The 499-nt window shown below is 50.7% G+C and carries 1 protein-coding gene; it reads right to left on the bottom strand.

The genetic code is table 11. The features are described 5' to 3' along the window. Positions 1-499 (bottom strand): hypothetical protein (locus tag DVK05_RS17640; RefSeq protein WP_233562248.1); only part of this gene is annotated, 499 nt, incomplete at both ends.

Genomic DNA, 499 nt, shown 5'->3' with positions numbered 1-499 from the left:
CGTCCAAGGAGTGGTCGATGGACGATCCGGGCAGCAGACGGGGCGGTGAGAAGGGGGTATATGCTTTAGGCAGTAGCGGAAGCAGATCGCGCCTGGCGAGTACCGCAAAATTATAATTACCCGCAATTAACGCTGTGACCTGCTCATCGGCTATGCCTACGACGCTGACAATGTTGTGTGGTCGAGTGTTGAGTGTGGAGTTTAGTAAGTAAGCTAGTTCATAGTTGTGTATGTATTTGTCTATAGTCAGGCCCCAGGCTAGATTTCTATTCTTATCTATCCAAGCGGCAATCAGGCCGGGATTTCTAGATATGACATAGTCTGGGTCATACTTGCTATGCGCCGTCAGGAAAGGTGTGCTCATTTCTTTGTGGCCAATGAAGCGATCATTGAGCCCCAGCATGTCTAGCGTTGGCAGTTCGGAGTAATAGGGAATCTTGCCGGCGGCATCGACCGCTAGAAGGGTTTCTCTTGGTGCGTTTTTCAGGAATCGCCCGAG

Source organism: Halorubrum sp. Atlit-8R (assembly GCF_003666025.1).
In the GTDB taxonomy this organism is placed as follows: domain Archaea; phylum Halobacteriota; class Halobacteria; order Halobacteriales; family Haloferacaceae; genus Halorubrum; species Halorubrum salinarum.
This window is presented reverse-complemented; position numbering and strand designations above follow the sequence as displayed.